Genomic DNA, 26,124 nt, shown 5'->3' with positions numbered 1-26,124 from the left:
GAACCGATCCTGCGGGCCGGTGCTGCGGGGAGAAGCCGAAAAGCCAAAGTAGGTCCCACTCGTTCCCGGGGGGAGCGCCACCACCACGTTGTCGGTTCGGCTCGTCGCCCCAACTTTCCCTGCATTGCGGTGATCCCGGCAATGCCCCATCTGTCTCAGACCCTAGCGAAGAAGAGTCGTTTCAGCCTCCCGGGAGCGGGGGGTCGCACCGGTCGTTCACGCGGCGTTCTCCGCCGATCCGCGTCAGCCGCCGCGCAGACTGTTGGCGATGGTCTTCAGCAGTCCGAGTCCGGCCTCGTCGTCGGTGGTCCGCACCGGCGCGCGCACAGCGAGCCGGCCGTCCTCGATCAGATCGCCGACCAGCACTTTGGTGAGAGTGAGGGGAACGTGGATATGGGCCGATATCTCGGCCACCGATTGCGGGGTCCGGCAGAGTTGGACGATGGCGACGTATTCGGGGGCGGAACGCCGGGGCGCGAGCCCCGCCTCGGTATCGACCACCATGGTGTCGAGGGTGAGTTCCGACCGGCGCGACCGGCCCCGGCCGCGGGTCAGCGCGTAGAGCCGGACGACAGGTCCGACTACCTCTTCGTCCCAGGGTTCGTCGTCGGGCGGGTTCACGGCTGTCGCTCACCCTCCGGATCCGAGGTGCCGGAATCCGCGGTCTCGGCGCTCTGCTCGCGGCCCGAACGGGTGCCGCCCTCGATCGCGGCCATCAGATCGCGCGCCTGTTCGGGGGTGCGCTCATGGGTCGGCTCGGCGGCGGCCGCGGCGGCCGGGTTCTCGCCGGTATCGGGTTCGGCGGACTGGCGGCGCCGGCGGGGCAGCGGCGGTTTGGCGCCCGGGGCGGCGGGAACGGGCAGCTTCTCGGTGACCTGTTCGGCGGCCACCGCGAGGGCGGGCGCGGCCGAGGCGCCGTTGGTCCGGGCGGGCGGAGTCTTGGATCCGGCGCCGGCGAGCGCGGGTTCGGGCACCGGCGATTCGAGGGGAACACCGGTTTCGACGAGGGGACCGGGAATGAGCACGATCGCCTTGAGCCCACCGGATTCCGATGCCGCGAGCCGCACCGAGACCTCGTGCCGGGCCGCCAGCGTGGCGACCACGAACAGTCCGAGACGCGTCTGGCCGGTCAGCGCCGCCACCCCGAAGTCGGGCGGTTCGGCCAGCAGCCGGTTGCGTTCGGCGATCTCCTGCTCGGTCATGCCCAGTCCCTGATCGCTGATCTCCACCGCGACCCCGCGCCCGACCTCGGTCGCCGACACCTCCACCTGGCACTGCGGCGGCGAGAAGGCGGTCGCGTTGTCGATCAGTTCCGCGAGCAGGTGGATGAGGTCGGCCGTGGCCTGACCGGCGATATGGACATGACTGATATGGCCGATCTGGATCCGGGTGTAGTCCAGGCTCTCGGCCTCCGCGCCGCGGATCAGATCCCACAGCGGGATGGGCTTGCGCCAGCGGCGGCCGGGTTTCTCGCCGCCGAGGACGATGAGGTTCTCGGCGTGGCGCCGGGCGCGGGTGGCGAGATGGTCGAGCTGGAACAGCAGTTCGAGCTGGTCGACGTTCTCTTCCTGGCGTTCGGCACGTTCCAGCAGCGTCAGCTGGCGGTGCACGGTCACCTGGCTGCGGTGCGCGATGTTCAGGAAGACGCTCCGGAAGCCCGACCGGGTGCGCGATTCCGCGACCGCCGCCGAGACTGCCGCGAGCTGTGCCCGGTTGAACGCGTTCGCGACCTCGCCGAGCTCATCGGTGCCGAAGTCGAGCGCGGGCACCGCGGTGGCGGAATCGACCTGTTCGCCGTTGTCGAGACGGCGCATGATGTCGGGCAGGCGTTCGTCGGCGAGTTCCAGGGTGTCCTTGCGCAGCCGGCGCATCCGCGCGACGAACCGGTTGACCATCAGCAGTGCCGTGCCGACGGCCAGTCCGGTGATCAGCAGGACGAGAATGCCGCCGGCGAGTGAGGTCGCGGCCGTGGTGGTGCCCTCGGAGCGCGCGGTGGCGTGGGCGTCGCGGCTCTGGTCCTCCCACAGCTTCAGCAATGCCGAGTTGAGCTGCTGGGATGCCTCCTGCCAGGCGGGCACGGTGAGCGGCAGGGCGGTATCGCCCCGGCCGGACTGCTCGGAGCCGGACCCGTCGGTGTTCGCGCCGCGGGAGGGCACCGGACCGCGCAGGATGACGGCGTCCTGAATCTCGACCACCTGGTGCCAGGCCGGCGAGTCGGTGATCGCGCGCAACTGGTCGAGCCGTTTGCCCTTCAGCACCGCCGCGGCATAGACCGCCTGGGCCCGGAACTCGCCCGCGTGCCGGGTGAACTCCAGCAACTGGCCGGGGGTGAGCTGGCCGCGCATCACAGCGACCACGCCCAGCGCGTCGGCCTTGGACAGCGCCTCGGCGGCCCGGAGCGGTTCGACGCCGTACCCGAGTTCCAGGGCGGTGCTCGCCTCGGGCGCGACCCGGGCCGCGATGAGCGAGGCGGTGAAGATCGTATCGATCACCTCGGTGAAGAAGGCGAACACTTCCTCCCGGGGGACGACGCGGGTATCGATCGCGTCGCGCATCCCGGGCACCCGGTTGTAGAGGGGGCGGAACGTCTCGAGTTCGGCCGCCGACCCGTCGGGATCGAGCCGCTGGGCGGCCTCGCCCTTCTCGATCACGGCGGCCAGGGCGTCATCGGAGCGTTTGCGGGCGGGTACCAGTTTGTCCGCCGCGGTCGGATCGTTCTCCAGGAACAGCAGCGTCAGGCGCCGTTCCTCTTCGAAGGACTGCACCATCGAGATGACCGGGGTCGTCGTACTGCTGATCAGATTGGCCCATACGGTGGCCTTCAGGCTCGAGAACAGCAGATATCCGGCGGTCCCGGTGCCGACCGCCAGCAGGGTGACACTGGTGACGAGGACTATCGCGAGCATCCGGGTGCGGATACCGATCCGGCCGCGAAATCCCTCTCCGCCGAAACCGGTCGCCCGGACCAATGATCCGGGTAGGCGCCGCAGACCAGCCACAATCGATCAACTCGTTCCCGGCGATGCGCCGCGTACGACATCCCGGCGCCCGGCCCACCACCCAATGCTCGGCGTCGCCGACAACTCCGGCGACGCATCGGGTTTCGTCCGGAGACCATAGCAAGTCGCCCGCTCGGCCGGTGACGGGTCTCACCGAGCGGTCCACGATGTTTGGATTGTGATCGGGTGTGAGATCAGCCTCCCCGCAGGCTGTGGGCTATGGTCCGCAGCAGGTCGAGGTCGGGTGCGGCGGCGGTGGCCTCGACGGGAGCGCGCACGATCAGCCTGCCGTCGTCGATGAGATCGGCGATGAGGATCTTGGTCAGCGCGAGCGGGAGATGCAGTTGCGCCGAGACCTCGGCCACCGATTGCGGGTGCCGGCACAGCCGGATGATATCGACGTACTCGGGTTCGGTACGCCGCGGCGCGAATCCGGCCCCGGCATCGACCACCCTGGTATCGAGGGTGAGATCGGCCCGCGCGGAGCGGCCCCTGCCGCGGGTCACCGCGTAGAGGCGTACGACGGGTCCGGCGTCCTCCTCGTCCCAGGGGTCGTGCGGGGCGTTCACGGCAGTCTCGCGCCGTTCGGATAGGGGCGGGCCTCGACCGCGAGATGCGCGCCCACCCGCGCGACGGTGCGGTTCATCTCGTAGGCCACCATCCCCATATCCGCGGAATCGGCGGCCAGCAGGGCGAGGCAGGCGTTACCGCCGGCCGCGGTGATGAACAGGACGGCCCGGTCGAGTTCGACGACCGTCTGGCAGACGCCGCCGGCGTCGAAATGGCTGCCGGCGCTACGGGCCAGGCTGTGGAACGCCGAGGCCATCGCCGAGAATCGTTCGGCGTCGACGCGGTCGAGTGCGGCCGAATGGCCCATCAGCAGGCCGTCGGTGGACAGCAGAACGGCGGATTCGGCGTCGGGCAGACCACTGACCAGTTCTTCGAGGAGCCAGCTCAGGTCAGTGCGCGGGGAAGTGGTCATCGTTGCCTTCTTCTCGACGGTGTTCGGTTGTGGGGTGTGCCGGACCGGCGCGCCGCCCCGACCGGGTGCCGCCCTCGATGGCCGACATGAGGTTTCGTGCCTGGTCCGGGGTGCGGGTCGGGGGCGTCTCGAGGACGGGGATCCGTCCGGTATCGCTATCGGCCGGTGGTCTGTTTCGCCGGGGCAGCGGCGGTCGGGCGCTCTCGGACGGGCGGGGTTCCGCGACGATGGTGAGAGTTTCGGCCATTCCGTTGGCGCTGCGGGGTGGTGCGGCGCTGCCGTGGGACCGCGTGGGCGCGGGCCGGGTTTCCCGGACCGGTTCGATGGCCGGGCGTTCACCGGAAGGCGGTCCGCCCACTTCGGTGAGCGGGGTCGGAATGATCACGATGGCCTTGATCCCGCCGTACGCGGACTCCGACAACCGCACCGCGACCCCGTGCCGGGCCGCCAGGGTGGCGACGACGAACAGGCCGAGCCGGGTATCGCCGGTCAGCGCGGCCACTCCGAAGTCCGGTGGCTCGGCCAGCAACCGGTTACGGGTGTCGATCTCCTCCTCCGACATTCCCAGACCCTGATCGGCCACCTCGACCGCGACCCCGCGCCCGACCACGGTCGCCGACACCTCGACCCGGGATTCCGGCGGCGAGAAGGCGGTGGCGTTGTCCATCAGCTCCGCGAGCAGATGGATGAGATCGGAGGCGGCCTTCCCGATCACCCGGACGTCGGCCACCCGGCCGGTATGGATCCGGGTGTAGTCCAGGCTTTCCGCCGCCGCGCCGCGGACCAGATCCCACAGCGGCACCGGATTACGCCAGCGCCGGCCCGGCTGTTCGCCGCCGAGCACGATGAGGTTCTCGGCGTGGCGGCGGGCGCGGGTGGCGAGATGGTCGAGTTCGAACAGCAGCTCGAGCTGTTCGGCGTTCTCTTCCTGGCGTTCGGCCCGGTCCAGCAGGGCGAGCTGCCGGTGCACGGCCAGCTGGTTGCGGTGCGCGATATTCAGGAAGACGGTGTGGAACCCGGCGCGGGTCTGGGCCTCGGCCACGGCGGCCGAGATCGCGGCCACCTGGGCCCGGTTGAACGCGTCGGCCACCTGACCGAGTTCGTCGGTGCCGAAGTCCAGCCGGGAGACCTCGGCGGCGGAATCGATCTTCTCGCCCCGCTCCAGGCGGGCCATGATGTCGGGCAGCCGCTGATCGGCGAGTTCCAGGGTGTCGGTGCGCAACCGGCGCATCCGGGCGATGAACCGGTTCGCCAGCACGAGCGCGGCGAGGAAGGCCAGCGCCGTGATCAGCAGGACCGCCGCGCCGCCGAGCAGCGAACGGAACGCGGTGTCCTCGCCCTGGGCCCGGGCGGTGGCATGGGCATCCGCGCTCTGGTCCTCCCACAGTTTCAGCAGTCCGCCGATGACCTCGCCGGAGGCCCGCTGCCATTCGGGAACGCCCAGCGGCAATTCGGGGGTTTCGGATTCGGTCGGCTCGCCGGCACCGTAGCGGCTGCCGGTGGTGCTCGTCGTGCTGTCGTCGGCTTCCTCGGCCGTGACCGGTCCGCGCAGCATCACCGCGTCCTGTACGGCGATCAGCTGATACCAGGCCGGGGAGGTGGTGATCGCCTCCAGCTGCGCCAGCCGCTGTCCCTGGAGTTGGGTGGCCGAATACGCCACTTCGCCGCGGAATTCGCCGACCAGGCGGTTGAATTCGATCAGTTGCGCGTTGCTCAGCTCACCGAGGGTGAGCGCCACCGCGCCGACGGTATCGGCCCTCGACAGCGCCTCGGCGGCGCGCAGCGGGTCGACCCCGTAGTCGAGTGCGATGCCGATACCCGCGTCGGGAGCCACCCGGGCGGCCAGGACCGAGGCGTCGATCACGGTATCGATCACGGTGCCGAAGAACCCGAACGCTTCCTCTCGCGGCAGTGCGCGGGCGTCGACGCCCGCGCGCAGCATCGGCACCGCCTCGAAGAGCTTGCGATACCCCTCCAGCTGGTCCTTCGACCCGTCGGGGTCGAGCCGCTGGGCGGCATCACCTTTGGCCGTGAGCATCGCCAGGGCCGCATCGGAGCGCTGCCGCGCATCCACCAGAGCGGGCGCCGCGCCGGGATCACCGGCCAGGTACAGCAGCGATAGCCGCCTTTCCTCCTGGAGGGACCGGACCATGAGGATGGCGGGGGCCGTGGTGCTGCTCGCCAGGTCCGCCCATTCCCGGGCCTCCCGGCCGGATTGCACCAGGTACGCCGCGGCCCCGACGCCGATCGCCAGCAGGACGACGCTGGTGATCAGGACGATCGCGAGCAAGCGGGTCCGGACACCCACCCGGCCGCGCGTCCGGTCCCGGCGGGCATCGAGTCTGCGGGCAAGAAATCGGGGGAGGGGCAGTCGTACGGCCACGGCAGGTCAACTCGTTCCCGGGCATGCGCGCGTCCGACGGCATACGTGGCCGGCCACCGCCCAACTCTCTAGGCACTGGCGGTGATCCGGCAATGCGTCGTGCTCGATCCGAGAATTTACCGAAAGTTCCGCGTTTCAGTCAGGAAAATGACGAGTCTCACCAGGAGTATTCGCCGAATTCCGAATCTTTCTTTTACCGGAGTGCCGAGCCGGTGGTCCGGGAAGTGGTGGTGCGTCCGGCGGCCGCGCGGAAGCACAGCACCAGATCGCCGTAATCCGCGAGCGGTTGCGCCTCGGCCGCCTGCCGGACACCGCTGGCCGGAAGTTCGGTCAGTTTCGCGAACATGGTGGCATTACCGAACGCGGAACGGATCTGGGTCTCCGAGGCGTAATCGGCGCCGTAGTCGGCCAATTTACCGAAATCCAATGGCGCCAGCGGGGCGTCCAGGGCGACCGGCTCGGCCGGCCGGCCCAGCGCCGCGTACTGCGTGGCGCTGCCCTGCTCGTACCAACACAACTCGTAGGCGAAGCTTTCGGTGCTGGTCACGCTCATCACCGGCCAATGTTTCGACAGGCTCAGCGCCAGCGGGTTCTTCGCCACCGGGGTGAGCTCCCATTTCAGGCTCTTCACCGCCACCCAGCTACCCGAGAGTCGTTCCACGAGCACGATGTCCTCACCGAGTTCGGTGGCGGCGTTCATCTGCGGATCCCGGGTCCCCCAGTGCGCCTTGTCCACTCCGTAGGCGGTGTTGATATCGGCCCGTTCGGCGCCCGCCGCGGTGAAGGCCTCGATGATCGCGGCCCGCACCTGTTCCAGCGCGTCGGGCGCCGAACACAGCACGCTCAACGCCCCGAACGACGAACCGATCTCCACCGGTTTGGCGGGCTGATCCGGCATCGCCCCGGCGACCAGCGGTTTCAACCCGACCAGCGCCAGCTGCCAGTTGATCTCCTCGATCGTGGCCAGATCGCCCGCGCTTTGGTACAGGATCTGCTGCTGGGTCAGATAGCCGGCGCGCTCCAGCGTCCGGCATTCCAGTTTCCGCAGCGCGGACTGGGTTTTGCCGGTGAAACCGATCTCCTCGATCTTCAGCGCGCGCAACTGTGCCGCCATGGTGGGCGTCGTGAGCGCGGTATAGCGCTCGCGGTACATCGACACGGCCTGTTTGCGCTGCCGGCCCACCATCAGCGTGCGCAACAGGGTGTTCAGGGTGGCGAGGTATTTACGGGATTGCTCGGGATCGGCCTGGAACAGGGTGGCGCGGATGCGCACCGCCTCGTCGGTGGCGACCACCGCCGCGCCCGGATCGAGCCGGCACAGCCACACACCGCATTTGGACAGACCGTCCGCGCAGACCCCCGCCGCGTTCGGGTACTCGTGTGCCACCTGCGTATAGGCATTACAGGCGTCGCGGATGGTGGCGGTGGCGAGTTCGCGATGCCCGATGGCGCGGGCCGCCTGTTCCAGCAGCCGCAGCGTGTCCTGGACCTCGTTGGCGAATACCGCCGAGACCCGGCCCGCGGTGAACCAGCGCAGCCGGATCATCACCGCTTCCTGCGCGGGTTCCAGGGCGCCGGCCACCCGGTTGCGCACCGAGCCGTCGTTCTTGGTCTCCAGATACCCCGTGGCGAGTTCACACAGGGTGGCGGCCAGTTGGAGTTCGGTTTCCGGGGTCCGGTGCCGCGCCGCGATCCGGTCCGCGGCGACCCGCCCCTCGATGGCGATCAGATCCATCGCGCTCTCAATTCCCGCATCACCTTCCGCGCACGGTCGTCGAGCGGCCGTCGTCCCAGCATTTCCGCAAAGTCTGCCACACGCAGGGGTGGGTTAGCAGGGCTACCGGGAGGTATCGCTGCGCGGCGCCGCCGTGGATCACCCGGCCGGTATCGTCGCGCTGCCCATTCCGAGATAGAACAGGGTCAGCAGCAACAGGAACCAGCCCGCGCCCTGCCAGATCGGCCAGGTCCCGCCGCGCCGCCACACCCGGATGGTCTCGGCGAACGCGCCGATCCCGCCCAGGAACAACACCGCTCCCGGGCCGAACAGCACCGCGATCTGCGCGGGCGTATCGCACAGCAGCGCCTCGGCGTCGCGGCACCGGCCGGTGGCGGCCCACAGTGCGGTGGCCGCGCACACCAGCGCGGCGACCACCAGCACAGCCAGTACATAGCGCACGGCCCGGCGGAAGTTCCCGTCGTCGGACCAGCGTTTCTCCACATCGTCGGTCATCGCCGGATCCTCCTCGGCGCGGGATAACCCGGTGTGTCCGGCCCAAACGTGCGCTGCCCTCTCAGAGATACTGTTCGCGTAGTTTGCGCTTGACCAGTTTGCCGGTGGGTGTGCGCGGCAGTTCCTCGGCGAAGTCGACACTGCGGGGCACCTTGTAATGCGCGATGCGCTCACGCAGGTAGTCGCGCAGTTCGGCGGCCAGTTCCGGCCCCGGCTCCGCACCGGGCGCGGGCTGGACGACCGCCTTCACCGATTCGCCCATCTCCTCGTCGGGCAGCCCGATCACCGCGACGTCGAGCACCTTGGGATGCAGGGCCAGCGCGTCCTCGACCTCCTGCGGGTAGATGTTCACCCCGCCGGAGATGATCATGAACGCCTTGCGGTCGGTGAGGAACAGGAAACCGTCGGCATCGACGTAGCCGATATCGCCGGTGGTGGTCCAGGTCGGATACGCCGGGTGCTGCGCGTCCTCGGTTTTCGCCGGATCGTTGTGATAGGTGAACGGCACTTCCTCGCGTTCGAAGTAGATGGTGCCGATCTCGCCGATCGGCAGCTCCGCGCCGTCGTCGCCGCAGACGCGGATCGAACCCATTCCGGCGGGCCCCACCGATCCCGGCTTCCGCAACCACTGCTCACTGTCGATGAAAGTGGCCCCGTTGGCCTCGGTGCACGCGTAGTACTCGTACAGGACCGGGCCCCACCAGTCGATCATCGCCTGTTTGACCTCGACCGGGCACGGGGCCGCGGCGTGGACGGCGACCCGCATGCTGGAGACGTCGTAGCGGGCGCGGACGGCCTCGTCGAGTTTGAGCATCCGCACGAACATGGTCGGCACCCACTGGCTGTGCGTCACCCGGTAGCGCTCGATCGCGGCCAGGGCGGCCTCGGCGTCGAACCGCTCCATCACCACCAGGGTGCCGCCGAGAGCGTGCACCACGCCGCCGAACCGCAGCGGGGCGGCGTGATAGAGCGGGGCGGGCGACAGGTACACGGCATCGGGGCCGAATCCGTAGAGCGGGCCGAAAACGGCGGTGTAGGGGTCGCCGGGCTCATCGCCGACCTGACTGTCCGACAGCGGCTGTTTGATGCCCTTCGGGCGGCCGGTGGTGCCGGAGGAGTAGAGCATATCGGCGCCGCGCGGCTGGTCGGCCAGCGGTTCGGGCGAGGCCGCGGCCAGGGCTTCTTCGTAGGATTCGTACCCGGCCACCGCGCCGCCGAAGGCGAGCCGGAGCTCCACTCCCGGCGTCTTCCCCGCGACCTGCTCGACGGCCTCCCGCAGACCGGCCGACGCGATCAGCGCGCGGGCGCCGCAGTCGTCGACGATATAGGCGATCTCGTCCGGCGACAGGTGCCGGTTGACGGCTGTGATGTAAAGCCCGGATCGCAGCGCGGCCCAGTAGGCCTCGTACACCTTCGGATCGTTTCCGGACACCAGCGCGATGTGATCGCCGCGGCGCAGTCCCGCCTCGTGCAGATGGCGGGCGAGCCGGGCGGAGTTGTCCTCGAGTTGCCGATAGGTCAGCGTCTCGCCGGTCCCGGCCATGATGACGGCCGGTTTATCAGGGAAACGATCGACATGCGCACCGGGGTACATGCTGCTCCTCTTCGCCAACACCGGCGGTCGCGACCGGCCGCCGAGCCGATGGGGGACCGCGCCGCGCCGCGTCGCGCGTCTCCCGCCGGGCGTGTTGCCCGGTAGCGCGACGATAACCGAAAGTGAACGGTCATTCGGTCAATATGTCTGAAATTGCGAGGTGCCACCGCAATCCGGCGCCGCCGCGGTCCGGGTTGCCGGGTTCAGGTGTGGCGGGTCTCCGTCAGGAAGGTGCTCGCCAGTTCGTTGAACAGCGCCGCGCGCTCCCACTGCACCCAGTGACCGGCCCTCGCCACCCGGTAGATATCGCAGTCGGGCATCCGATCGGCCAGCATGCGCGCGCCCCCGGGCCGGTTCACCCGGTCGTGCGCGCCCCAGACGACCAGCGTCGGCTGCGATACCCGCCGCAGCCGGGGGTCGCGGGTGAGGTCCATGCGCAGCAGGGTCCGGGCGGCGCCCCGGCCGGACGGGCGGCGTAGCGGCGGGTTCGCGACCACCTCGGGGTCCACACTGGCCCGGAACCGGGCGTCGATCATCTCGTCGGTGACGGCGCTGCCGTCGAAGACCAGGTGTTCGCGCAGGAAGACGGCGAGTTCGTCCCGGTCGGGCCCGGTGCCGGTGTAGTAGGACAGCAGTGCCCGCAGCCCCGGCGTCGGCAGCGTCCGGGTGGTGCCGATACCACCCGGCGCCAGCAGGATCAGCCGGTCGACGAGATCCGGGCGGTCCATCGTCAGCCGCAGCGCCGCCGCCCCGCCGTAGGAATTCCCGATCAGGTGCGCGCTCGGCAGGTCCAGTGCGTCCAGGAGCCCGCCGATCGCGGCCGCCAGATCTCCGAACGGGTCGGACCGGTCGATTCGTTTGGTGGACCGGCCGTAGCCCGGGAGGTCGGGCACGATCACCCGGAACCGGCGGGCGAGGGCGTCGATATTGCGCGAGTAGGCGGCCGCGCCCGAGGCGCCGGGTCCGCCCCCGTGCAGCAGCACCACGGGTGTTCCGCCGCCGTGGTCGCCGTAGAAGATCTCGCGGTCGCCCACGTCCACTGTGCGCCCGCTGTCCGCGCCGGTCATCCGATCCTCCTTGCCCGGGGTACGCGCCGAACGCTACGCAATGCGGGGGAGGGGTGACGGTCCGGTGCTACGGAGCCGGGCGGTGGTGCGGTGGCCGGGCGGTGGTCGGCGGGCCGACATCCGAGTGGTCTGACCAATACTCCGATTTCACTCGGATCGGTATGGGCCGGTGCCGCTCGGGGGTTGTCGTCCGCGGTGTGAAGTCTCGCCTAATTGGTCGGGGAAGTTACCGCCGCACAGTGATTTTCCAGGTTGTATTGCCGCCCGGTAAATCGGTCGTTACGTTCGGCGACCGTTCTCGCCAGGGCCGGTCCGGCACCTTATCGTCGGTGCATCAGGTGGTCTGACCAATAAGGAGATCGCGGTGACGCTGACCTGGCAGGAGGCCGCGGCCTTTCCGGTTTTGCAGCAGGACACGGGAATCGAGCCGGGTACGGCGTATGTACCCGCCGAGCCCGGCACAGTGCTCTGGGGCAGGTTGCCCTGTCGCTCGGATTCCCCGGTGGCGACCTTCGCGCCGGGCACGACGGTGGTGATCGACACGATCAGCCACGAGGGAATCCTGGAGGACCAGGGCTCGGATCCCGTGCGCTATTTCGGGGGCCACGGGGTGGAACGCGACGACGTGCTCGCCGATGCCGTCGAGGTGACGGCCCGCTGCCGGCGTGAGCCCGGCGCCGGGCCGCATATCGTCACCGGGCCGATCGCGATCGCGGGGGCGCGGCCGGGCGATCTGCTGGCGGTCCGGATCGACGCGCTCACCATGCGGGCGCCCTACGGCGTGATCTCCACCCGCCACGGTCGCGGAGTGCTCGCCGGGCGTCCGGGATTCGACGGCGACTACGGCCAGTTCTGCCGCGTGCGGTCCCAGGACGGCGACTGGATCGCCACCATGCCGCTGGCCGCCACGGCCGGTGCCGCGCAGGCCGCCTTTCCGCTGGCGCCGTTCCTGGGCATCATCGGGGTGGCGACCGATACCGGTATCCGGGTCGACTCGGTGCCGCCGGGCCCGCACGGCGGCAATATCGACGTCAAACTCCTCACCGAGGGCGCCACCCTGTTCCTGCCCGTGCAGGTCCCCGACGCGATGCTCTACATCGGCGATCCGCATTTCGCCCAGGGCGACGGCGAGGTGGCCCTCACCGCGCTCGAGGCACCGCTGCGCGCGAGCCTCACGGTGGATGTGATCCCGGCCGCGGAGATCGCGGGTGGATTCGGCGGCCGGATCGGGCCGTTCGCCGCGGCGCACGGGCTGCTGATCCCCACCGGCCTGCACACCGATCTGAACACCGCGCTGGAGCTGTGCGTGACCCATGCGGTGGAGATGATCTCCGAACTCTTCGACGCCGAACCCCGGCGCGCCTACCTGTATCTCAGCGCCGCCGCGGATTTCACCGTCTCGCAGGCCGTGGACCGGGTCCGCGGGGTGCACGCCGCGGTGCGCCGGTCCGATTTCGGTCCGGGCGCCGATACCGCACTGGCCCGCCGGATCCTGGAGCGGGTGAGATGACCGGATCCGCGGCCACCGAGGTGGACACCACGGTCTGGCGCCTGGTGGGCGCGCCGCTGGTCGAGGCCACGGCGCCGGGACCGCTCACCGGTCATACGGTGGCGGTCAAGGATCTGTACGCCCTGGCCGGATACACCATCGGCGCCGGGGTGCCCGGTTACGAACTCGACGGGACCCCCGCCCGCGCGCATGCCGCGGTCCCGGCCCGGCTGCTGGCCGCGGGCGCGCACATCACCGGTATCGCGCAGACCGACGAATTCGCCTACAGCCTCACCGGCAGCAACGGCCGGTTCGGGATGCCGGTCAATCCGGCCGCCCCCGACCGGATTCCGGGCGGTTCGACCAGCGGCCCGGCGGTGGCCGTGCGCCGCGGCGAGGTGAGTATCGGACTCGGTACCGATACCGCGGGATCGATCCGGGTACCGGCCGCCTACCAGGGGCTGTGGGGAATCCGCACCACCCACGGCCGGGTCGCGACCACCGGGCTGCTGCCGCTGGCGCAGTCGTTCGACGCGGTCGGCTGGCTCACCCGCGACGGCGCCACCCTGGCCGCGGTCGCCGACTGCGTGCTCGGCGTCGATATCGAGCTCCAGGGCCGCACCCCGGGCCCGGTGGAGTCCGCCGATCCGGCACCCCGCGCGGGTTTCGCGTTCGACCCGGCCTTGTGCGATCGCGCCGACGCCCCGATAGCGGCCGCGGTCCGTGACTACGCGCGCGCGGTCGGCGCCACCCGGGTGGACCTGGCCCCGGACGGATCCTGGCCCGAGGCGTTCCGGGTCGTCCAGGCGTTCGAGGCCTGGGCCAACCACGGGCGGTGGATCGCCGCGCACCCCGGCGTACTGGAACCCGATGTGGCCGAGCGGTTCGCCTTCGCCGCGACCGTGACCCCGGCACAGGCCGAGGCCGCGCGCGCGGTCCTGGCCGACGCCTCGGACGGTATCCGGGCCGCGGTCGCCGGCCGCGCCCTGATCCTGCCCGCCACCGCGACCCAGCCGCCGCGTCGTTCGGCGGGCCCGGCGGCATTCGCGGCCGCCCGTGCCCGCACCGTCGCGCTGACCTGCCCGGCCGCCATCGCGGGCCTGCCCGCGGTGACCCTGCCGCTGGGCGATCACGACGGCGCGCCGGTCGGCGTCTGCCTGGTCGGCGCGCCCGGTACCGACCGCTCCCTGATCCACCTCGCACTCAGCAGCGCCGCTGGGCCCGCTCCACAGTGAGGACCGAGTATGAAACGCCCACTCCGTCATATCTTCTCGATCATCGCGGTCGCTGTCCTGGCGGTGGCCGGCCTGAGCGGGTGTATCGCCACACCCGACAGCGTCGGCGGTGACCCGGGCGCGATCAAGATCGGAACCCTGCGCGGGCAGCCGCATCTGTACGCCCCGTACTTCATGCAGCGGTTCGCGCCGGAGAACACCACCTACGAGGTCGTGCTGTTCGAGAACTCACCCGATATCAAGAACGCCCTCGCCTCGGGCGCCATCGATCTCGGCGTACTCGGCGCACCGGCCATGCTCGCCGGAGTCGCCGCGGAACAGAATGTCCGTGTCATCGCCTCGGCGGCCGACGGCGGATCCGGTTTCGTCGGGCGTCCGGAGATCCGGACCGTGCAGGACCTGCGGGGTAAGCGGATCGGGTTCCCGGCCGGGTCGTCGCAGGAGATCGCGCTGAAACTCACCCTGCGTGCGCACGGCCTGGACCCGGACTCCGATGTGCAACTGGTGAATCTGGCCTACTCGGATATGGCCAACGCCTACACGGCCGACCGGGTGGACGCTTTCCTCAGCGCCGAGATGGGCGTATCCATCGCCCGGCAGGCCGGGGCCCATGAAATCGTCTCCCCCTACGAGACCCCGATCGGCGCCACCAATATCGTCTTCGGCGGTAACGGCGCCTTCCTGGACGCCGAACCCGACCGCGCCCGCGAAGCCGTCGGCGCCTTCACCCGCGCCACCGATTTCATGAAAGGCGACCACGACGCGTGGGCCGCCGGACTCGTGGAAACATTCGGGATGGAGCGGGGCGTCACCGATATCGCCATCGGCAATATCAGCCTGCGCTGGCAGCTGGACGACGAGTACCGGCAGCGGGTCGCCGAACTCGCGCGACAGATGGTCGCCTTCGATCAGCTCCCGGCCGCTCCGGATATGACGAAGGTCTTCCGCACCGAATTCCTCGACACCGTGGGAGCCGCGGGATGACCACGCTGGGAATCGCGGCCGAAACCACCGACGCGAAGCCGGTCACCCCGGCGGAAGCCGAACCCGGCCGCGGCCCGGCACGGTGGGCGCGCTACCGGGGCCGGCTGGTCACCCTGCTCTGGGCGCTGCCGGTGCCGGTCCTCGGACTGCTGCTGTGGCATCACGGCGTGGGTGGCGGCTGGACGCTGCCGTTCGGGATCCAGATGGAATTCCTGCCCACCCCCTACGAAGTGGCGCGCCGGCTGGCCGACCTCGCCGTCGGCGGCATCGTCGACGACACCTACAGCGGCACCCTGTGGGTGCACCTCTACGCCAGCACGCTGCGGGTGGTCCAGGGCTTCGCGATCGCCGCGGCCATCGCGGTACCGCTGGGTATCGTGATGGGCCGCTCGCCGCTGGTCTACCGGATGCTGGAACCGACCCTCGGCCTGATCCGGCCCATCCCGGTGACCGCGTGGGCCCCGCTCTCGCTGCTCATCATCGGATTCGGTGATCGCGCGACAATCTTCCTGGTGTTTCTCGCCGCGGTGTTCTCGATCCTGATCAATACGATCGCCGGGGTGCGCGCGGTGCCGCGGCGGCTGTTCGAGGCCGCCGCCATGCTGGGGACCCCGCCCGCGCAGACCCTGTACAAGGTCGTGCTGCCCGCGGCGATTCCCACCATCGTGTCCGGCCTGCGGATCGCGCTCGGATTGTCGTGGGTGATCCTGGTGGTGGGTGAGACCGTCGGTATCCGGGTGGGGCTGGGTGCGTTGATCACCCAGGCCCGCGAACAGTCGCGCACCGATCTCATCGTCGCGGTGATGATCGTGATCGGCCTGGCCGGTTTCCTCGCGGACCGCATCCTGATGCTGGCCGTGCGGTTGTTCGCGGGGCGGCGCCCCCTCCTTCCATGATGCGGCGGCGCCCCCTCCTCCCATGACCCTTCCTCGGATCAGGTGATCACCATGAAGATCTATTCCACCCGCCGCCGCCCCCACCGGCCCGCCCGTATCACGATCGAGGATCTGGGCAAACGGTATCCGGGCAGCACCGGCTACGCCGTGGACGGTGTTTCCCTCGATATCACCGCCGGTGAATTCGTCTGCGTGGTCGGCGCGAGCGGCTGCGGTAAATCCACCCTGCTGCGGATACTCGCCGGTTTCGAGACCGCGACCAAGGGTTCGGTCGCCGTCGCCGAGGAACACGTCACCGGCCCCGGCCCGGACCGCGGCGTGGTCTTCCAGGACTACGGTCTGTTCCCGTGGCTGACCGTCGCCGAGAACGTCGCCTACGGGCCGAAACAGGCCCGGATGACCCGCGACGATATCCGCGAGACCACCGACCGCTGCCTGGAGACGGTCGGGCTCACCCGGGTCCGCGATTCGTTCCCGCATCAGCTCTCCGGCGGTATGCAGCAGCGGGTGGCCATCGCCCGGGTGCTGGCCAACCGGCCGGCCGTCCTGCTGATGGACGAACCCTTCGGCGCCCTGGACGCGCTCACCCGCACCGGGATGCAGGCCGAACTGGCGCGTATCCACCGTGATTCGGGGGTGACGGTCGTCTTCGTCACCCACAGTGTGGAGGAGGCGGTGTACCTGTCCGACCGGGTGGTGGTGATGGCCGGGGGCACCGCGCACGGGTCGGCGGGGCATATCCGCGAGGTCGTCGAGATCGATCTGCCCCGCGAGCGCGAATCCACCACCCCGGAATTCAACGACTACAAACGCCGTATCGACGCACTCATCCACCAGGGCGATCACGCGGCCGCGCACTGAGCCGGAGATGTCACGAGGACGGCCCCGGCCTGTGTGACACCTCCGGGGCGGTGCCTCATCCGTGTGGGCTCACCGCCAGGGGGCGAGCAGCCGGTTCGCCTCCGCCGCGAGCGCGTACTGCAGAAACGGTCCGAAACTCACTCGTGCCGCGCCGTGTTCGGCGAAGTACGCCTTATCGCCCTGCTCCGGCAGCGTGACGGCGTTGACCGGCAACGGCAGTTCCGCGCACAGGCGGCTCAGCACCTCGGGTCCGTAGCGGCCCACCGGGTACAGCACATCGGCGCCGGCCGCGGCCGCCAGCCGCAATCGGTCGATCGCGGACCCGGCCAGTTCGGCCGGATCGCCGGAGGACGTGAGCAGCAGATCGGTCCGGGCGTTCACGACGACGTGCACACCGGTATCGTCGGCGGCCAGGCGCAACCGGCCCACCAGATCGGCGTGCTCCTGCGGCTCGCGCATCCGGCCGCCCTCTTTGTGCACTGTGTCCTCGATATTGAAACCGACGGCACCGGCCTGCAGCAGCCCGTCGATGAGGGCCGCCGGCTCGATCCCGTAGCCGGATTCGAGATCGACCGAGACCGGCACGTCCACCGCCGCCGTGATCTCCCGGACCCGGCCGAGGACTTCGGCGAAGGCCATACCCTCCTGATCGGCTTTGCCGACCGAGTTGGCGAGCGGATGACTGCCGACCGTGAGCGCCGGAAAACCGGCCTGCTGCACCAGATCCGCCGACCACGCGTCCCAGACCGTGGGCAGGACGACCGGATCACCGGGACGATGGAGCGCGAGAAACGCGGCGGCTTTTTCGGACAGTGTGGTCATCACACCGATCCTGCCGTACTCCCGGCTCTCATCCGGCGGTGACGGGCAGCAACTCGCGGATCCGTCTGGTTCGCGCGACCACCCGGCCGCCTTTGATCACATAGCAGCGGTCGGGCCGGTCCAGCAGCGCGTCGGCGACCCGCGAGGTGTCCAGGACCACCAGATCGGCCGCCGCGCCCACCCGCAGGCCGTAGCTGTCGGCGATACCGATCACCGCGGCGGCCTCGTAGGTGGCCATACCGAGGACCCGGGTGAGGTCGGCGGGACCGGCCAGATGCGAGGTCTGGGCCAGGAACAGGCCGATATCGAGCAGATCGGCATTGCCGTAGGGGGTGAAGGCATTGCGAATATTGTTGGACGAGTAGGCGGTTCGCACTCCGGCGGCCCACAGTTCGCGGACCGGGGCGATACCGCGGCGGATATTCGCGGTATCGGTACGGCCGCCGAGGAACATATCGGTGGCGGGCAGCGGCACCACCGCGACCCCGGCGTCGGCGAGCAGGCGCAGCACCCGTTGCCGGTCCCCGGGTTCGCGGGCGGCCAGTGAGGTCGCGTGACCGATGGTGACCCGGCCGCCCATTTCGGTGCGCCCGGTGACCTCGGCGATGTAATCCGCGAGGGCGAACCGGGGATCACCGATATCGTCGGCGAAATCGGCGTGCAGATCCACCGGCACCCCGAATTCGGCGGCCAGTTCGAAGACCAGGTCGATATGCCGGCGGCACTGCGCGGGCGAATCCTCGTTGTAGGTGCAGCCGCCGATCACATCGGCGCCGTCACCCAGCGCCTCCCGCAGCAGCGCCAGGGTGCCCGGCGCGCGGAATATCCCCTCCTGCGGAAACGCGACGATCTGCAGATCGATCCGGCCCCGGAACTCCTCCCGCAACTCCAGCAGTGTGTGCACACCCAGCAGTCCGACGATCGGGTCCACATCGGGGTGGGCGCGAATGGCCGTGGTGCCGTTGCCGATCGCCTGTTCCAGGACCCGGCGGGCGCGGGCGCGGAGGGAATCCGCGGTGAACTCGCGTTTGAGGTCCGCGGTGATCTCGATCGCCCGGGCGAGGGTGCCGTCGTCGTTCGCGCGCTCCCCGTCGAGCAGCGCCTTGTCGAGGTGGACATGTGATTCCACCAGTCCGGGGATCACCACCCGCCCGGCGCAGTCGATCTCGTGCGCGGCCGGCACCGCGATATCCGGCCCGATCGCGGTGATCACGCCGCCGGTGACGGCGATATCGACCGGAGCGGTCGCGTCATCGATCCGGGCATGCCGGAGCAGCAGATCGGCGGTGCCGGGCGCGGCCGGCGGCGAATCGCGCAGCGGGATCTCCGGTGCCGGAGCCTCGGGTGTGCGGAGCGGGGACGTCGACATCGATACCTCCCGGAGAAAAACGAACTCCGGTTTGTATACGACCCGGGTGTTTCCGGTAGGGCGGCGGAATGCTTCGCTCAGGTTACGAACTCGATCCGGGCCCGCCGGTGACCGCGGGGTGGTGCTCCGGTACCCCCCGCTGCCGCAGCCGGTACGCGGTGGTCGCGTGCCCGATGTGCTCGGCGACCACCCGCCGCGCCGCCTCGGCGTCCCGGGCCTCGAGGGCATCGCAGATCCGCTCGTGTTCGTACCAGGAATCCGCGGCGCGGCGCGGGAGTTCGACCGCGTACACCCAGGCGATCTTCCAGCCGAGCTGGGTGATCAGCTGGGTCAGCAGCGTACTGCCCGACGCTTCGGCCAGCACCTCGTGGAACCGGCTGTTGAGCCTGGTCAGCTCGTCGAGCCTGCCGCCTCGGACCGCCTCCTGGCCGAGCGCGGTGAGTTCTTTGAGCCGGCCCAGCTGCTCGGGGGTGCGCCGGTGCGCGGCCCGGCTCGCGCACAGCGGTTCCAGCAGCGCCCGGATCTCGAGCAGGTCGGCGGCCTCGTCCTCGGTCAGTTCCGCGACGAAGGTGCCCGCATAGGGGCGGGAGTAGGCGAATCCCTCGGCCTCGAGTGTGCGCAGTGCCTCGCGGACCGGTACCCGGGAGACGCCGTAGCTCTCGGCGAGGGTGTCCTCGGTGAGCCGCTGGCCGGGGGCGAACAGGCCGTGGATGATGTCGTCGCGAATGGCGCGGCACACCTGCTGCTTGGTCATGCGCGGGTTGCGGGTGCTGTCCACATCGTCCTCGGTTCGCTGGGGGAGCGGCGGCCTTCGTCTACGATCCGCCGCCCGGTATTTCCACTGGATACCAGGAAACTCCGCCGGACGCCGAGGGGGCTCGCCCGGCCGGGGCGGTCGGAGTGACCGGCGGCACTCGATCGACAGGCCGGAAATTTTTCGTATACGATCCGGACTCACTTCGGATCGGAAGGACGCCATGGATCCCGTGTACGCGGTTCTGCTGCTGGTGGCCGGATTCGGCGCCGGCGTGTGCAATGCCATCGCCGGCGGCGGCAGCCTGCTCTCGTTTCCCGCCCTCGTCGCCACCGGACTGCCCCCGGTGACCGCGACGGTGACCAACGCCGTCGCCGTGTGGCCCGGTTATCTGGGCGGCGCGGCCGCCCTGCGCTCCCGGCTCGCCGATCACCGCAGCCTGGTCCCGGGGCTGGTCGCCGCCGGTACCGCCGGTGCGATCGGCGGAGTGATCGCCCTGCTCGCGGCCCCGCCGGAGGTGTTCGCCGCTCTCGTGCCGTATCTGGTGCTCGCGGCCACGGCACTGTTCGCCGCGCAGCCGATGATCTCCAAGCGGCTGGCCCAGAAGGGCGGCGACTCCCGGTTCACGTTGTTCGCCGGGGTCTTCCTCGGCGGTGTCTACGGCGCCTATTTCAACGGCGGGATGGGTATCGTGCTGCTCACGGCCCTCGCGCTGGGGATCGAGGCTTCGATCAATTCACTCAACGGCCTCAAGAGCGCGCTCACCCTGGCCGTCTCCACCACCGCCACCATCGCGGTCGCGCTGTTCGGGCCGGTCGAATGGTGGTCGGTCGCGGTACTGGCCCCGGCCTGCCTGCTCGGCGGCACGGTCGGCGCGAAGATCGCCGACCGGCTGCGCCCCGGGGTGTTCCGCGGCGTCGTGATCGTGTTCGGCGCCGGCGCCGGCCTCGCCATGCTGTTCACCTGATTCGCCGGACCCACTCCACTCTCGGGAAAGAAGGAACCATGACCGACCTGCTGTTGCGCAACGGACGCCCCTGGAGCCCGGGCAGTCCGCTCACCACCGCCGATATCCTGGTCCGGGGCGGCCGGATCGAGAGCATCGGACCCGATCTCGCGGCCGCCGATATCGAGACCGTGGATCTCGGCGGCGCGCTGGTGCTGCCCGGCTTCGTCGACACCCACTGTCATCTCGACAAAACCCTGTACAGCGGTCCGTGGGTGCCCAACACGGGTGGCCGTTCACTGGCCGGCCGGATCGCCAACGGCGAGAACCGGCGCGCCGAACTCGGGATCCCCAACGCCGGTTACGCCGGAAACCTGCTCGCCGCCATGATCGGCAGCGGCACCTCCTACGTGCGCAGCCATATCGATATCGATCCGTCGGTGGGGCTGGGCGGGGTCGAGGCGGTGCGCGAGGCCGCGGCCCGTCACCGCGACCGGGTGGACGTCGAACTGGTCGCGTTCCCGCAGGGTGGTCTCGTCTCCCGGCCGGGCGTCGCCGATCTGCTCGCGGCGGCCTTGGCCGACGGCGTCGAGGCGGTGGGCGGAATCGACCCCGCCGGCTTCGACGGCGATCCCACCGGCCAGCTCGATATCATCTTCGGCCTGGCCGAACGGTTCGGCGTGAAGATCGATATCCACCTGCACGATCCGGGCAACCTGGGCGCCTGGGAGTTCGACCTGATCATCGAGCGCACCAAAGCGACCGGGATGGCCGGCCGGGTGACCATCAGCCACGCCTACGCGATGGGCGGGCTACCGGCCGACGATCAGCAGCGTATCGCGGAACGGCTGGCGGAGGCGGGGGTCGCCATGGTGACCTGCGCTGTCGGCGACGCGCCGGTGGTCCCCGCCCGGGTGATGCACGCCGCCGGCGCGACCCTCGCGCTGGGCAACGACGGTATCCGCGATCTGTGGACGCCCTACGGCGACGGTGACATGCTGCGCCGGATCATGACCGTCGCGTTCCGCGACCGGCTGCTCTCCGATACCGAGATCGAACTGGCCCTGGCCGCCGGAACCCACGGCGGCGCCGAGGTTCTGGGGCTGACCGATTACGGCTTGGTCCCGGGAGCCCGGGCGGATTTCCTGACCGTGGACGCCCCGGCGCCCGCCGCGGCGGTGGTGAGTGTCGCGCCGCGCGGACTGGTGGTCAAGGGCGGCCGGGTGGTCGCGCGGGCCGGGCAGCTCACCAACTGATCGTATACGAAACAGGGGTGTAATCCGGTCGACCGCGATCGGCAATCAGCGCCCGATAAAACTGTTTCATGAGCACAAAGGCTATTCCGGTACCGACCTCCGTGGAGGAGGCCGTGTATACGAACCGCGCGGCTACGGCCGAGCCGGACCCGGCGCTCGCGTTCCGGAACGTTTCGATGGTGTTCGAGAACGGGACCGCCGCTCTGCGCGATATCGATATCACCGTTCGCCCAGGGGAATTCGTCTCCCTGGTCGGGCCGTCGGGGTGTGGCAAATCGACCCTGCTGCGCTTGGCGGCCGGATTCGAGGAGGCCAGCGCCGGTTCGGTCGACGTGGCCACCGAACAACTCGGCTACGTCTTCCAGGAGGCCACCCTGCTGCCGTGGCGGACGGTACTGCGCAATGTCGAGCTACCCGCGGAACTGGCGGGGGTGGACCGCAAGGTGCGCCGCGCCGCCGCCCTCGACGCCATCGAGCGGGTCGGTCTCGGTGGTTTCGAGAAACACAAACCGGCGCAACTGTCCGGCGGGATGCGCATGCGGGCCTCGATCGCCCGCGCGCTCACCCTGCGCCCGGAGGTGTTCCTGTTCGACGAACCGTTCGGCGCGCTCGACGAGATCACCCGCCAGCGCCTGAACGAGGAGGTGGGCGGGTTGTTCCGCCGGGACGCGTTCGCGGGTGTGTTCGTCACCCACTCGGTACCGGAGGCGGTGTTCATGTCGACCCGGGTCGTCGTGCTCACCGGCCGTCCCGGCCGGGTGGCGGCCGATATCACCGTGCCACTGGACTTCCCGCGCGACACCGGGATGCGGTACACGCCGGAGTTCGCCGAAATCGCCGGCACCGTCTCGGCCGCCCTGCACGCCGCCGAACAGGCGGTGGCGGCATGACCACGGTGGCGGCGGATACCGCCGCGCAGACGGTCACCGCGGAAGCCCGCCCGAAAGCCGCCGCGGGGCGGCGGGCACGGATCGCGCCGGTCCGGATCATCGCGCCCGTAGTGGTGTTCGTGCTGGTGATGGGCGCCTGGTACATCGCGAGTCACTATCTGATCGCCGCGGAATCGCGGTTCCTGCTGCCGGGGCCGGACCAGGTGATCACCGAGGGCCTGCTCGATGCCGCGGTGCGGGCCGAGATCCTGTCCGCGCTGGGATCCACGGTGCTGGTGGCGCTCAGCGGGCTGGTGATCGCGATGGTGCTGGGGGTGGGCTTCGCGGTGATCATGAGCCAGGCCCGGTGGGCGGAGTACTCGCTCTATCCGTACGCGGTGATCCTGCAGACGATTCCGATCCTCGCGGTGGTACCGCTGTTCGGGTTCTGGTTCGGCTACGAATTCGGCAGCCGGGTGATCGTCTGCGTGATGGTGTCGCTGTTCCCGGTGGTCACCAATACGCTGTTCGGTCTCAAGGCCGTCGCGCCGGCCGAACACGATCTGTTCACCCTGCACGGCGCCACCCGGTGGCAGCGCCTGCTGAAACTCCAGTTGCCGACCGCGCTTCCCGCGATGATCTCCGGTTTCAAGATCTCCGGCGGGATGGCGATCATCGGTTCGATCGTGGCGGATTTCTTCTTCCGCCAGGGCGAACCCGGAATCGGCCGGATGATCGACGTCTACCGGCAGCGGCTGGCCACCGAGGAACTGCTGACCGCGCTGCTGCTCTCCTCGCTGGCCGGTCTGATCCTGTTCTGGTTCTTCGATTTCCTGGCCGTCCGCGTCGAACGGGCCCACGGCCGCCGCCGCGGCCACTGATCCCCGCCCGGCGGTGATCGACCGGTGCGAACCGGTGGATCACGGCCGTGCTTCCCTCCCATCCACCGCTGCACACCAGGAAGTCCCATGAAGAGACCCCTTTCCGTCCTGACCGCCGTAGCCGGCGCCGCGCTGCTCACCGCCTGCGGCGGCGCGACCTCGGTTCCCGAACCCACCGGTGAGGGCCCGCTGGCCGGTGTCTGCCCGTCCACCGTCGTCATCCAGACCGACTGGTACGCGACGCCGGAACGCGCGGCCGCCTTCCAGCTCGTCGGTCCCGACGGAACCGTCGACGTCAACAAGGGCTCCTACGCCGGCCCGCTGGGCGATACCGGTATCAACGTCGAGGTCCGGCTCGGCGGCCCCTTCCTGGGCGGGCAGCCGGTGCCCGCGCAGATGTATCAGGACACCTCGATCACACTCGGATTCGTCCCGACCGACGACGCGGTGAGGGCGCAGTCGGAATTCCCGGTGACCGGTGTGTTCGCTTCACTCGATGTGAACCCGCAGATCGTGATGTGGGATCCGGCGACCTACAAGGTCGATTCATGGAAGGACGTGCCCGGCACCGACGCCCCCGTGGTGTACAGCGAGGGCAAGATCTTCATGGACTATCTGGTCGCCAACGGGTTCGTGCGCCCCGATCAGGCCGACGCCTCCTTCGACGGCACCCCGAGCCGGTTCGTCGCCGAACGCGGCAAGGTGATGCAGCAGGGTTATGTCTCCAACGAGCCCTATCGCTGGGAACACGATGTCGAGGGCTGGAAGAAACCCACCGACTATCTGCTGGTGCACGAGGCCGGCTACGAGATCTATCCGCACGCCTGGTCGGTGCGCGCCGGTGAACTCGAATCGCTGCGTCCCTGCCTGACCGAACTGGTGCCGATGCTGCAGCAGGCCCAGGTCGATTACATCGCGAATCCGGAACCGGTCAACGCCGCGCTGCTGCGTATCGCCGAGACCATCCCCGACGGCCCGCCGATGACCGCGGCCGGTAACTCCGATTCGGTGAAGGTGCAGGTCGCGGAGAAGATCGTCGGCAACGGACCCGACAGCACGCTGGGCGATTTCGATACCGCGCGGGTGGACCGGGTGATCGACGCGGTGACCCCGATCCTGCGCAAACGCGGTGATCAGATCGCCGACGGCCTCACCGCCGCCGATCTGGTGACCAACGAATTCATCGATCCGGCCATCGGCCTGCCGGCCGCGCCGAAGCCCTGAAACCCGGCGCCGTCCGGCTGCCGAGCCCGGCCGGACGGCGCCGACCCGTCCTCCGGTAGCCGTCCGTGCCGCGGTTGCCGGAGGACGGTGCCGTCCGGAGCGCCGCCGGTCGCGAGCCGCTCATCCGGCGACGTCGGCGTACACGGCGCGGACGAGGTCCGCGAACGGGTGCTGCGGGTGCGGTCGCTCGTCGAAGAACTCGTTGTGACAGATCATGACGGCGAGCTCTGCGTCCAGATCGGCAAATCCGAGGGCTCCTCCGGCGCCGGGATGCCAGAGAACACGATTGCTTCGAAAACCCAAGAGTTCGTCGCATGCGGGGAGGGCCGAGCCCACCATCAGTCCGCCTGTTCCGATGACGGCCCGTGGGCCCGCGATCGATCCGGCCGGGTGGGCACAGGCCCGGGGTGCCAGGAAGGTCTCGATGCGATCGGAGGGCAGCAGGCGCGCTCCGTCCAGCTCGCCGCCCTGGGCGTACAGCGCCCAGAGGCGTGCGGCCCCTCGTGCGGTCGTCCACGCCCCGCTCGGATCGATCCTGTCCCGGTACCGGGGCGTGTTGATCTCGTGGTCCGCGCTGACGATGAACTTCGCCGGATCCCCGCTGAGGATCTCACCCTGTACTACGGCGACATCCGTCTGCGCCGATTCCGGTAGCCGGTGCCAGATCTCGGTGATTCCCAAGGGTGCATGGACCTCCGCGCGAACGAGGTCCTCGAACGATCGGCCCGCCGGGTCGGCCCGCCGAGCGATCTCCCCGACGACGTAACCCCAGGTGCGTGCGTGATAGCTGTTCCGGTGGGCCGGAACATCGCTCGGGGCCGAACGTGCGAGTCGTTCGACCATCCACTCCCAGTCTCCGAGCAGTTCCGGTGTCGCATCGCCGGGCAGGTCGGGGAGGCCGACGCGGTGGGTGAGAGCATCGCGCACCGTGGCCGTCTCTTTCCCATGAGCGCCGAACTCCGGCCAGATGGACGCCACGGGCTGGTCGTAGTCGAGCAGCCCCCGTTCCACCTGCACGTGCAGGGCAGTCGCCGTGGACACCTTCCCCGCGGAGGCCACCCAGAAGATCGTGCCGGAGCCGACTTCATGGCTGTCCGGCGCCACTTTCCCGGCGTTGATATCGATGACCAGCTCGCCCCGGTGGTACGCCGCGACCTGCAGGCCCACTTCGCCGCGCGAGAGCGCCTGGTCGATCGCGTTCGCTACTGCGCTTCCCATCGTCGAAACCATCCCGTTCATATGTCGGCCAGTGGATTGTGGAGCGGGACGGACAAGCCGATACG

Annotated in this window: 23 protein-coding genes; 10 read left to right on the top strand and 13 right to left on the bottom strand. The window is 69.7% G+C overall.

The genetic code is table 11. The annotated features are described in order from the left end of the window. Positions 1 to 243 precede the first annotated feature (243 nt). The 9 genes from ACZ6SF_RS28215 to ACZ6SF_RS28175 all read right to left on the bottom strand — a co-directional run bounded on the left by ACZ6SF_RS28215 (position 244) and on the right by ACZ6SF_RS28175 (position 11,255). The gene (locus ACZ6SF_RS28215; RefSeq protein ID WP_466066052.1) at positions 244 to 621 is read right to left on the bottom strand and encodes a DUF742 domain-containing protein; all 378 of its coding nucleotides are present in this window, start codon (positions 619 to 621) and stop codon (positions 244 to 246) included. Next, the gene (locus tag ACZ6SF_RS28210) at positions 618 to 2,906 is read right to left on the bottom strand and encodes a sensor histidine kinase (protein ID WP_466066050.1); all 2,289 of its coding nucleotides are present in this window, start codon (positions 2,904 to 2,906) and stop codon (positions 618 to 620) included. Before ACZ6SF_RS28210 ends, ACZ6SF_RS28215 begins: the two co-directional genes overlap by 4 nt. Before the next feature lie 287 nt (positions 2,907 to 3,193). Then, positions 3,194 to 3,568, bottom strand: coding sequence for a DUF742 domain-containing protein (locus ACZ6SF_RS28205; protein WP_466066049.1), 375 nt, complete (start codon positions 3,566 to 3,568; stop codon positions 3,194 to 3,196). Further along, positions 3,565 to 3,981 (bottom strand): roadblock/LC7 domain-containing protein, encoded by a 417-nt coding sequence (locus ACZ6SF_RS28200; protein WP_466066047.1) that lies wholly within the window; start codon positions 3,979 to 3,981, stop codon positions 3,565 to 3,567. Before ACZ6SF_RS28200 ends, ACZ6SF_RS28205 begins: the two co-directional genes overlap by 4 nt. Next, positions 3,959 to 6,271, bottom strand: coding sequence for a sensor histidine kinase (locus ACZ6SF_RS28195; RefSeq protein ID WP_466066046.1), 2,313 nt, complete (start codon positions 6,269 to 6,271; stop codon positions 3,959 to 3,961). Before ACZ6SF_RS28195 ends, ACZ6SF_RS28200 begins: the two co-directional genes overlap by 23 nt. A 286-nt stretch (positions 6,272 to 6,557) precedes the next feature. Continuing rightward, positions 6,558 to 8,099, bottom strand: coding sequence for a hypothetical protein (locus tag ACZ6SF_RS28190; RefSeq protein ID WP_466066044.1), 1,542 nt, complete (start codon positions 8,097 to 8,099; stop codon positions 6,558 to 6,560). Positions 8,100 to 8,237: 138 nt separating this feature from the next. After that, positions 8,238 to 8,594 carry a hypothetical protein gene (locus ACZ6SF_RS28185; RefSeq protein ID WP_466066043.1) on the bottom strand — a complete coding sequence of 119 codons (357 nt, stop codon included), beginning with the start codon at positions 8,592 to 8,594 and terminating at the stop codon, positions 8,238 to 8,240. Between the two features lie 61 nt (positions 8,595 to 8,655). Next, complete coding sequence (locus tag ACZ6SF_RS28180; RefSeq protein ID WP_466066041.1) at positions 8,656 to 10,188, bottom strand: acyl-CoA synthetase; 1,533 nt, start codon at positions 10,186 to 10,188, stop codon at positions 8,656 to 8,658. Positions 10,189 to 10,391: 203 nt separating this feature from the next. After that, positions 10,392 to 11,255: an alpha/beta fold hydrolase gene (locus ACZ6SF_RS28175; RefSeq protein ID WP_466066040.1), complete on the bottom strand. Its 864-nt coding sequence runs from the start codon at positions 11,253 to 11,255 to the stop codon at positions 10,392 to 10,394. 364 nt (positions 11,256 to 11,619) lie between these two features. Between ACZ6SF_RS28175 and ACZ6SF_RS28170 the strand changes: the two genes are divergently transcribed. From ACZ6SF_RS28170 to ACZ6SF_RS28150, 5 genes are read left to right on the top strand one after another with little or no spacing between them, the layout of a single operon-like run. Next, on the top strand, positions 11,620 to 12,765 hold the full coding sequence (locus tag ACZ6SF_RS28170; protein ID WP_466066039.1) for an acetamidase/formamidase family protein: 1,146 nt from the start codon (positions 11,620 to 11,622) through the stop codon (positions 12,763 to 12,765). After that, positions 12,762 to 13,979 carry an amidase family protein gene (locus tag ACZ6SF_RS28165; RefSeq protein WP_466066037.1) on the top strand — a complete coding sequence of 406 codons (1,218 nt, stop codon included), beginning with the start codon at positions 12,762 to 12,764 and terminating at the stop codon, positions 13,977 to 13,979. The genes ACZ6SF_RS28170 and ACZ6SF_RS28165 overlap by 4 nt, the downstream gene beginning before the upstream one ends. Before the next feature lie 9 nt (positions 13,980 to 13,988). Beyond that, complete coding sequence (locus ACZ6SF_RS28160; RefSeq protein WP_466066035.1) at positions 13,989 to 14,963, top strand: ABC transporter substrate-binding protein; 975 nt, start codon at positions 13,989 to 13,991, stop codon at positions 14,961 to 14,963. Continuing rightward, entirely contained in the window at positions 14,960 to 15,859 is a 900-nt protein-coding gene (locus ACZ6SF_RS28155; RefSeq protein ID WP_466066033.1) for an ABC transporter permease, read from the top strand. The genes ACZ6SF_RS28160 and ACZ6SF_RS28155 overlap by 4 nt, the downstream gene beginning before the upstream one ends. A 51-nt stretch (positions 15,860 to 15,910) precedes the next feature. Further along, positions 15,911 to 16,720: an ABC transporter ATP-binding protein gene (locus tag ACZ6SF_RS28150; RefSeq protein ID WP_466066031.1), complete on the top strand. Its 810-nt coding sequence runs from the start codon at positions 15,911 to 15,913 to the stop codon at positions 16,718 to 16,720. A 69-nt stretch (positions 16,721 to 16,789) separates the two neighbouring features. Here ACZ6SF_RS28150 and ACZ6SF_RS28145 read toward each other — a convergent pair whose 3' ends face one another. From ACZ6SF_RS28145 to ACZ6SF_RS28135, 3 genes are all read right to left on the bottom strand, one after another. Further along, positions 16,790 to 17,542 (bottom strand): isocitrate lyase/PEP mutase family protein, encoded by a 753-nt coding sequence (locus ACZ6SF_RS28145; RefSeq protein ID WP_466066029.1) that lies wholly within the window; start codon positions 17,540 to 17,542, stop codon positions 16,790 to 16,792. A 28-nt stretch (positions 17,543 to 17,570) separates the two neighbouring features. Continuing rightward, positions 17,571 to 18,911 carry an amidohydrolase family protein gene (locus tag ACZ6SF_RS28140; RefSeq protein WP_466066027.1) on the bottom strand — a complete coding sequence of 447 codons (1,341 nt, stop codon included), beginning with the start codon at positions 18,909 to 18,911 and terminating at the stop codon, positions 17,571 to 17,573. Between the two features lie 82 nt (positions 18,912 to 18,993). Further along, complete coding sequence (locus tag ACZ6SF_RS28135) at positions 18,994 to 19,689, bottom strand: GntR family transcriptional regulator (protein WP_466066026.1); 696 nt, start codon at positions 19,687 to 19,689, stop codon at positions 18,994 to 18,996. A 199-nt stretch (positions 19,690 to 19,888) separates the two neighbouring features. Here ACZ6SF_RS28135 and ACZ6SF_RS28130 point away from each other — a divergent pair, with 199 nt between their 5' ends. From ACZ6SF_RS28130 to ACZ6SF_RS28110, 5 genes are all read left to right on the top strand, one after another. Further along, positions 19,889 to 20,632 (top strand): sulfite exporter TauE/SafE family protein, encoded by a 744-nt coding sequence (locus ACZ6SF_RS28130; protein WP_466066025.1) that lies wholly within the window; start codon positions 19,889 to 19,891, stop codon positions 20,630 to 20,632. Between the two features lie 38 nt (positions 20,633 to 20,670). Further along, complete coding sequence (locus ACZ6SF_RS28125; RefSeq protein ID WP_466066023.1) at positions 20,671 to 21,867, top strand: amidohydrolase; 1,197 nt, start codon at positions 20,671 to 20,673, stop codon at positions 21,865 to 21,867. A 68-nt stretch (positions 21,868 to 21,935) separates the two neighbouring features. Further along, complete coding sequence (locus tag ACZ6SF_RS28120) at positions 21,936 to 22,757, top strand: ABC transporter ATP-binding protein (RefSeq protein WP_466066021.1); 822 nt, start codon at positions 21,936 to 21,938, stop codon at positions 22,755 to 22,757. Further along, positions 22,754 to 23,617: an ABC transporter permease gene (locus tag ACZ6SF_RS28115; RefSeq protein WP_466066020.1), complete on the top strand. Its 864-nt coding sequence runs from the start codon at positions 22,754 to 22,756 to the stop codon at positions 23,615 to 23,617. Before ACZ6SF_RS28120 ends, ACZ6SF_RS28115 begins: the two co-directional genes overlap by 4 nt. Before the next feature lie 87 nt (positions 23,618 to 23,704). Next, positions 23,705 to 24,841, top strand: coding sequence for an ABC transporter substrate-binding protein (locus tag ACZ6SF_RS28110; RefSeq protein WP_466066018.1), 1,137 nt, complete (start codon positions 23,705 to 23,707; stop codon positions 24,839 to 24,841). A 120-nt stretch (positions 24,842 to 24,961) separates the two neighbouring features. On the opposite strand, the gene ACZ6SF_RS28105 is transcribed toward ACZ6SF_RS28110, so the two are convergent. Then, positions 24,962 to 26,059, bottom strand: coding sequence for a serine hydrolase domain-containing protein (locus ACZ6SF_RS28105; RefSeq protein ID WP_466066016.1), 1,098 nt, complete (start codon positions 26,057 to 26,059; stop codon positions 24,962 to 24,964). Positions 26,060 to 26,124: the final 65 nt, after the last annotated feature.

It is taken from the genome of Nocardia sp. NPDC049935 (assembly GCF_055586645.1).
Note: the sequence above shows the minus strand (reverse complement) of the source record. Positions and strands in the feature narration are given on the sequence as shown.